Consider the following 8,780-nt stretch of genomic DNA (forward strand, 5'->3'; position numbering starts at 1 on the left):
CCTGTAGGATATCCCATAAATACCCAAGGAATAGTGTTTCCAGCTTCTGAAAATGCCATTATATCCTTAGCTAATGGATCTTTTGGTTGTAAGTTATCTCCATCAAAACCTTTATATGGTGGTATGAAGTTAAATTTATTAATTACATAATCTTTTCCAATCTCAGATGTGTACATCCAGTTTAAGAAGTCTTTAGCGGCTTTTATCTGAGCTTCGCTTAAGTCTTTGTTTACAGTCCAATACATTGGAATTCCTACTGGTAATGCATTTTCTTTAGCTCCTACAATTGGCATAGGTAAGAATCCTATGTTTTTTGCTAACTCTTCATCTATCCCTTTAACTGATCCAAATGCCCAGTTTCCTTGTTGTGTCATAGCTACTTTTTTCATAGAGAATAATCTTTCTACTTGAGTAGAATAATCAGTCGCATTTATAGGTGTTCTACCATAATCTATCTGTAGATCAAATAATTTTTTCATCCCATCTGAATATGTAAACTCAACGTTTTTAGCATTATAAGCATCAAATACACTTCCAAATTCTTGTGCTAAAGCTACATTTGAATAATGTAATCCTGTTACCCATGTTTCTTTACCTGCAGTTGCGAATACAGCTTCTAATCCTAATTCTTTTTTCTTAGAATCTAACATCTTAACAGCAGCTTCTAAAGATTCATAACTAGTTATAGTTTTTGCATCTATTCCAGCTTTTTTTAATAATTCTTTATTATATATAAACCCATATCCTTCTTGAGTAAATGGTAATCCATAAACTTTTCCATCTAACGTTGCTCCACTTAATGCTCCATCAAATGCTTTTCCTGCTAATTCTACATCTGATAGATCTACTAATTTATCTTGCCAGTCATAAACATCTTGTGGTCCTCCCACATTAAATATAGTTGGTTCATTTCCTGATGCCATCTTAGCACGAAGTGCTGCACCATAGTCATCTCCTCCACCTACAGTTTCTATATTTATTTCTATATTAGGATGCGTGTTCATATAAATTTGAGATAATTCATCAAACTGCTCTGCTATCTCTACCTTAAATTGAAATATATCTACTACAGTTTTTTCCTCTTTTTGTTCTGTTCCTCCACCGCAAGCAGTAAGAAGCATTGCTCCACCAACCATTAATCCCTTCATATAATTTTTCATATTTCCCCCAAAAATAAATTTATTTTGTACTTTCTCTTTCTATCATATCGACTTTTAAGCAAATATCCTGTTTTTTTATTCTTTTCCCTTGCTCACTTTTTACATCTCCTATGAGTAACTTAGCTGCCATCTCACCCATTAATTTTCTTGGCTGTTCAATTGTAGTTATAGACGGATAGTAATATTTACTCTCCTCAATCCCATCAAATCCAATTATAGAAATATCCTCTGGAACCTTATAACCACTTTCTAATATATATCTTGTAGCTCCTATTGCCATAAGATCAGATATAGCAAATATTGCATCAGGTTTTTCTTTTTTAAACATTTTTTTTGCTCCTTCATATCCCCCTTTAGCTGTATATTCCCCTTCACATATAATTTCATAATCTAATTTAGCTTCTTGTATAGCATCTTTATAACCTTTTATCCTTTCAAGTGCTAATTCATCTTCATAGTTTGATATGATAATACCTATTTTTTTACAGCCTCTATTTATCAAAAATTTTACAGATTCATAAGCAGCTTTTCTATTATCTATACTTACCATATGAAATTTATCTGAACATGAATTATCTATTGTTGTAGAAGCAAGAACCAATGGAACCTTTATTCCTTCTAAATTATCTTTAGATCTTCCTCCTAAATAAATTATACCTTTTACATCATAATCTATAAGTGATGATACTGCTACATGAAAATCTTCTAATTCTGTATAATGAATGAGAGAAGATAATCCTTCTTTTTTTAATTCTCTGTCTATACCACCTATTACATCATCAAAGAATGGATTAGGATATCCAGTAATTAATATCCCTATCACATTATTTTTTTTTCTTTTTAAATCTCTAGCTAATTCATTGGGTTTATAATTTACTTTTTCTATTATCTTTAATACTTTATCTTTTGTCTCTTCCTTTACACTAGGATGATTGTTAATTACTCTAGAAACAGTTCCTACTCCCACACCTGCCATCTTAGCTATATCTTTAATTGTATATCTAGCCATCCTTATCGCCCCTCTATAACTCTTTTATATTTATTTTAAACTAATTTTCTTTTTTCAACAACTTATTTAATAGATTAGAGGGATTTTTATTAGGGCAAAGAACTTCTTTGCCCTTTTTTTATTTTCAACAATCTTGAATCGTTTCCAAATTTAATTTTAAAGAAATTTAGAACCAGATCTCTGCTTGAACACCTGCTCTTAATTCATTGTCTGAACCTGCTACTGTCTTTGTATCTGGTGCTACATCTGAAGTCCAACCTACAAATGATACAAACGTTCTAAGTTGTGGTCTCCCCCAGAATGAATCATTCAAGCTAATTGTAGGAGCTACAGTTGCTTTATAAAACATTCCATTTCTTTCTACTCCATTTTTATCTTTGTTTTTATCGAATCCTTCATATCCTAATCCTAACTCAAATTGAATTGAGAAATTATCTACTACTTTATATACCGGTCTTATAGCTGCACTAGCTGTTAATTTATTATCATTACTACTTGCGTCATTTACATCATATTGTAAAACTGTTTCAGGCATAAATGACCATTTTTCTCCTTCAGTTACACCAAAAGTTCCCACTCTATATGAAATATCCTTTTGCATAGTTGTCCAGTTCCACTGGGTATGTCCTAATCCGCTAGTCCCTGAACCTAATCCATATCCAGCTTGGAAGAATGCCTTACTAAAACCATTTTCTATGCCATAGAAACTAGAATTATTATATGTAGCCGTTGCTTGATATCCAGTTTCTGCATAATCTATATCAGTCGCTGGAGATGTCCCAGTTCCCTTATTTAAGTAATCTGCATTCCCATCTGCAAACATAACCATTCCATCTAATTTCCAGTTATCAAGGGTATAACTAGCTATAAAGTTGTGACTCATTAACTTTCCATTTCCAGTTAAAAGATCATCTTGCCAGCTAGATCCTGCTACATAAGCTAAATCTAATTTTCCATTTGCTAGTCCTTGTATTCCTGCACCTGTTCCTGCATAATCAGTAAACATAAAATCAGTTATATGGATATCTTGTTGACCATAAAACCTTTTTCCTACCCAATATGTTAAATCAGGGTTCCAGGCAAATCCACCCATTTCAGCAAATATTTGTCTTACAGCTACGTCTGCCGAACCATTTCCTTCATTTAATCTTTCTCTATTGTTATCATGTTGTGCCATTGTTAAAGTAAAGTTAGACCATACTCCTGTATCTGTTTTAAATTTTTTCTTAATATGTAAATCCCAGTAATTATCAGTTTCGTTTCCTAATCTACCAACTAATTTTCTACTCGGTGTTCCTTCGTTTCCTCCCCCACCTGTAACTTGTTTCCCATTTTGATTTACTAAAACTCCGGCTCTTGCATAACCATGAACCTCTAAAGAATCGTTATTAACTAGCATAGTGTTAACTTTGTCTTCTACCCTCTTATCCAAATCTTCCATTGTTAACCCTGCTATCGGAGTCGATTCCATTTTTGTTTCTGCTGCCATTGTTACTGTTCCAGCTAGTAATAAAGCCATGATCCCAAAACCTAATCTTTTCATTCTTGTTCCCCCTTAATTAATTTAATCTTTTATTATTTTTTATTCTTATAACCCTACTATAAAGTTCTTTAGCACTAAGCTCATAATTATTATATTTTTTTAAAATATCATTTCTTATTAAATACTTATAAGTATCTCCATTTCTATCATCTACTCTAAAAACAATTCCTTCTGCATCAGAAGAACTCAAGCTTTTTCCATATTCCAATAACGGAAGGATATAACTGTTAAATTCTAATTCTGTCCCTTCAATATTATTTTTATAACCTAAATCAAAAGCGGTATAATTTTTATTTTTAATCTCAATCTTACTATAATTTTTTAATTCTAAATTATTATCCTTTGCTAAATTTTTTAAAATTTTTAAATTGTCATTTTTTTCCTCTACACTAATCTCTCCTAAAACTTTTGATTTTTTTTCACTTTTCATTTGACTTTTTAACCTTACTTCTAAGATACTTGGATATTCCCCTTCATAAGTAAATTGCCTTGCAGTATATCCATTTTTTTCTACTGTGATAACCATTTTTATTATTTTTTTATCAAATTTTGCAGAATAAAATGAACCTTTAAAATTTAAATCTTTTATTAAATCTCCAAATTCAATTTTTTTGTCTATCTTAGCAATTCCTTCTTTATTTGTTTGAAAGATTTCTGTAGTTTCATCCTTAATTGTATTTATTTTTTCTTTAAATATAAATGGTTCTTTTAATGATTCTTTAGAAATACGCTCTGATTCCATATTTTTTCTTTCATAAGTTACAGTATTTATAGTTATTTTAACCTGTTCCATTGGATTTTCTTTATAGTCGGTTATCTTTATTTCTTCAAAATTTACAAAAGGATATTCAACCATTCTATTCTTAGGAATTTCTACTCCCTTTCCATAGACTATCGTTCCTAAAATTATCAAGATTCCTATCAATATTTTTTTCATAAACACCCTCCTATTTTTGGAAACGTTTCATCATAATTTCCATTATTAGTTTAGTTCACTTTTCCTTAAATGTCAAATTAAATATTAAATTAATTTTGCACTTTATTCTTTTTTTTAGTTTTATTTCAAGACAGTAAAGATAAATTAAGCACAATTCAAATAAAAATAAACTCAAAAAAAGACTGGTCATAGACCAATCCTTTTTTGAGTTTATTTTTATTTATTATTTTATATCTATTAAATTAAGATTTGCTACTCTATTAAATATAATATTTAAAGAAGTTAAAAGCGATAATCTATTATTTTTTATTTTTTCATCTTTATCCATTACCATTACCGTATCAAAGAAACCATCTATTATTTCTTTTCCTGAAAGAATAGTCTTTAAATAAGTTAAATAGTCATTTTTACCTAGGATTTCTTCAGATACACTCATAAATTCCATGTAAAAACTATAAAGAGATTTTTCTGCGTCTTCTTTCAATAGCCCTTCACTTACATTCACAACACCTTTATAGTCTTTAGATATATTCCCAACTCTTTTTAAAAGAGAAACCAATTCATTGAAATTTTCATTAGAAGATACTTTATTCAGTGTTAATAACTTCTTCTCTACCTCTAATAGATTTTCATTCTTAACATTTAAAACAGACATTATAAAGTCTTTTCTATATCCTTTATCTAAGAATACATTTATTATTCTTTGATTCATAAATTCCATTACTTCAGATTTCACTTTATTCTTATCTTTTTTCAATACTCCATCTAATTCTAGAGTATCAAGACTTATATTTATAAGTTCATCTATTGACAGATCTAATTTTGAATTAAATATAATATTTACTATTCCCAATGCCGCTCTTCTAAGAGCAAACGGATCTTTTGATCCACTTGGAATAAGTCCTATCCCAAAACAACCTACTAAAGTATCTATTCTATCGCAAATACCCGTAATTACCCCCTCTATATTTTGAGGTAATTTATCCCCTTGATATCTAGGATAATAATGTTCCTCTATTCCTTTAGCAACTTTTTCATTTTCTCCAGATCTAAGTGCATATTCTGCTCCTATAAACCCTTGTAATTTTGTAAATTCTTTTTCTCCTATCATATTAGAAACTAAATCTGCTTTAGACAATTCTATAGTTCTTAATATATCAGTTTTATTTCCATCAAACCCCAAAATATCTACTAATTTTTCAGCGATTCTCTTACTTCTTTCTAATTTTTTATAAATAGTTCCTAAATCTTTTTGGAACACAACATTCTTTAATTTTTCTACATTTTCAGATAATGGTTTTTTAAGGTCTTCTTGGTAGAAGAATCTTGCATCAGAAAGTCTAGCTGATAATACCTTTTCATTTCCTATTCTTACATTTTCAGATCCATCTATACCATTTCTAACTACTACAAATTTAGGTAATAAATGTCCATCTGAATCCAAGATTGGGAAGTATCTTTGGTGTACCTGCATAGAAATGATAAGAACCTCTTGAGGTACCTCTAAAAATTCTGAATTGAATGTCCCTACAATTGGATATGGATATTCTACAAGGTTAGTTACTTCTTCTAATAGTTCCTTTTCAATAACTACTTTTTCTCCTGCTGATGAGCAATTTTTGTTAATCATTTCAACGATCATATTTTTTCTTTCTTCTATATCAATAATTACGTTATTAGCTCTTATTTTTTTGAAATAATCATCTATATCAGTTACATTAAATTCTTTTTCTCCAAAAAATCTATGTCCTTTGGATACTGTTCCACTTTTATATCCTGCCACTTCAAATTCAATTAGGTTATTATCTTCTAATGCTAAGAGCCATTGAATTGGTCTAGCAAATTTCATTTTTTTATCTGCCCATTTCATAGATTTAGGGAAAGTTAATCCCTCTAACAATCCTTTTAAAGCTTCTGGCAGTAATGCTTTAGTTTCTTGCCCAACCACAAATTTCTTAGCTGCTATATATTCTCCTTTAGAAGTTTCTATTATTTCTAAATCTGTAGCTTCTATTCCTTGAGATTTTGCAAACCCCATTCCTGCCTTTGTAAGATCTCCATTTGAGCCAAAAGCAATATGCTTTGCAGGTCCTTGATTTAATATATTTAAATCTTCTTGTTTCTCTGCTAAATTTGATATAGATAATATCAATCTTCTAGGAGTCCCATATGTTTTCATGTCTTCAAAAACTATTCTATTTTCTTTTAAATAAATTTTCATATTTTTTTCTAGGTCATTTAGTGCAGGTTTTAGAAACCTTGCTGGTATTTCTTCCATACCAATTTCTAATAAAATATTCATCTTTCACCTCTATTTTTTTATTATGAGTTTTTTTATCTATTATTACACAGCTTCTACTTTTTTAAAAGTGGATACCCTAAATCTTTTCTTGCTTGTAAAAATACTTCAGCACATCTTTTAGACATATTTCTAACTCTTAATATATAAGATTGCCTCTCTGTTACAGAAATAGCTCCTCTAGCATCTAAAACATTAAAAATGTGCGACCCTTTTAATACAAGGTCGTAGGCTGGAAATACTAATCCTTCATCTAATATTCTATGAGCTTCAATTTCACACTCATCAAACCATCTAAAGTGCATATCTAAGTCAGCTAGTTCAAACGAATACTTTGATTGTTCATATTCATATTGTAATCTCATATCACCATATTTAATTCCTGGTGCCCACTCTAGATCATAGACACTCTCTTTCTCTTGAATATATAAAGCTATTCTTTCCAAACCATAAGTAATTTCAACTGGAGTAATATCTAATTCAATTCCTCCTACTTGTTGAAAATAAGTAAATTGAGTAATTTCCATACCGTCTAACCATACTTCCCAACCTAGTCCCCATGCACCTAAAGTTGGAGATTCCCAATCGTCTTCTACAAATCTAATATCATGCTTTAATGGATCTACTCCTAACATCTTTAAACTTTCTAAATAAAGTTCTTGAATATTAAGTGGTGATGGTTTCATTATTACTTGGAATTGATGATGTTGATAGACTCTATTTGGGTTTTCACCATATCTACCATCTTTTGGTCTTCTTGAAGGCTCGACATAGGCTGTACTCCATGGTTCAGGTCCTAATGCCATCAATGTAGTATTTGGATTAAATGTTCCTGCTCCTGTCTCTATATCATAGGGATTTCCTATTACACACCCTTTTGACCCCCAAAATTGTTGTAATGCCATTATCATATCTTGAAAATTCATTATTGCCTCCCGCTTCTCATTCTTTAAAACTAAAAACTTTTCTAGACATAGTTTATGCTGATTTTTAGTTTTTCTTTTTTAATTGCCTTTTCTTTCTTTCTAATACAATTACCTCTAATATTAATAAAAATACACCTATATTAATCCAAACATCTGCCATATTAAATACAAACTTCCAAATACCACGAAAATCTGCAAAATCAACTACAAATCCTCTATAGATTCTATCTATCATATTTCCAATAGCACCTGATAATATAAAGGCATATGCATATTTTGAGATAATTTCATGAGGCTTTAACTGTTTTATCATAAAATATATTATTCCTAATATAGCTATTATGGCCACTATACTAATAACTTTTATTTCCCCTTGGAACATTCCAAAGGCTACACCGTGATTTTTAACGTAAGTTACATGAAAAAAATCGTTTAAGATGCCTATAGTATCTCCTTCAGACATAGATCTTGCGACTAATTCCTTAGTCCACTGATCTATTCCTAAAAGGGCTACAATTAAAATAATTAATTTCATATTTGCTCCCCCTATTTTCAATTTGAAGAAGAGAGGAAAGACCTTAATCTACCCTCTCTTCTTCTCATAATTTAATTATATTTAATTCTTTATTTTGTAATTACATTTGTACATCGAGGACAAATATCAGTATATTCTGAATTTGTTCCTAAGTTTTCAGAATATTTCCAACATCTTTCACACTTTTCACCAGTTGCATGACTAACTCTTAAACTTAATCCTTCTATTTCTTCTGCTACTGTAAATACTCCTACTTTTTCATCTACAATTTCAAATTGAGATACTAAGAATACCATCTCTAAAAGATCTTTATTAGACATAACAAAAGTTTTTAACTTTTCATCAGCTATATATAATTCTAATTTTGCATC

The 8,780-nt window shown here is 30.0% G+C and carries 8 protein-coding genes; all 8 read right to left on the minus strand.

The features are described from left to right. A partial coding sequence (locus tag WBG30_RS03985; RefSeq protein ID WP_424503352.1) for an ABC transporter substrate-binding protein occupies positions 1-1,160 on the minus strand: 1,160 nt, incomplete at its 3' end. A 19-nt stretch (positions 1,161-1,179) separates the two neighbouring features. Beyond that, positions 1,180-2,169 (minus strand): LacI family DNA-binding transcriptional regulator, encoded by a 990-nt coding sequence (locus WBG30_RS03990; RefSeq protein ID WP_424503353.1) that lies wholly within the window; start codon positions 2,167-2,169, stop codon positions 1,180-1,182. 166 nt (positions 2,170-2,335) lie between these two features. Further along, entirely contained in the window at positions 2,336-3,712 is a 1,377-nt protein-coding gene (locus WBG30_RS03995; RefSeq protein ID WP_424503354.1) for a carbohydrate porin, read from the minus strand. Between the two features lie 16 nt (positions 3,713-3,728). Further along, complete coding sequence (locus WBG30_RS04000) at positions 3,729-4,649, minus strand: hypothetical protein (protein ID WP_424503355.1); 921 nt, start codon at positions 4,647-4,649, stop codon at positions 3,729-3,731. A 223-nt stretch (positions 4,650-4,872) separates the two neighbouring features. Then, the gene (gene glyS / locus WBG30_RS04005; protein WP_424503356.1) at positions 4,873-6,951 is read right to left on the minus strand and encodes a glycine--tRNA ligase subunit beta; all 2,079 of its coding nucleotides are present in this window, start codon (positions 6,949-6,951) and stop codon (positions 4,873-4,875) included. A 53-nt stretch (positions 6,952-7,004) separates the two neighbouring features. Continuing rightward, positions 7,005-7,874: a glycine--tRNA ligase subunit alpha gene (locus WBG30_RS04010; protein WP_424503357.1), complete on the minus strand. Its 870-nt coding sequence runs from the start codon at positions 7,872-7,874 to the stop codon at positions 7,005-7,007. A 64-nt stretch (positions 7,875-7,938) separates the two neighbouring features. After that, the gene (gene lspA / locus WBG30_RS04015; protein WP_424503358.1) at positions 7,939-8,409 is read right to left on the minus strand and encodes a signal peptidase II; all 471 of its coding nucleotides are present in this window, start codon (positions 8,407-8,409) and stop codon (positions 7,939-7,941) included. A gap of 89 nt (positions 8,410-8,498) precedes the next feature. After that, positions 8,499-8,780: zinc finger domain-containing protein (locus tag WBG30_RS04020; RefSeq protein WP_424503359.1), on the minus strand; the 282-nt coding region annotated here is incomplete at its 5' end.

Source organism: Psychrilyobacter sp. (assembly GCF_049671765.1).
Classification (GTDB): domain Bacteria; phylum Fusobacteriota; class Fusobacteriia; order Fusobacteriales; family Fusobacteriaceae; genus Psychrilyobacter.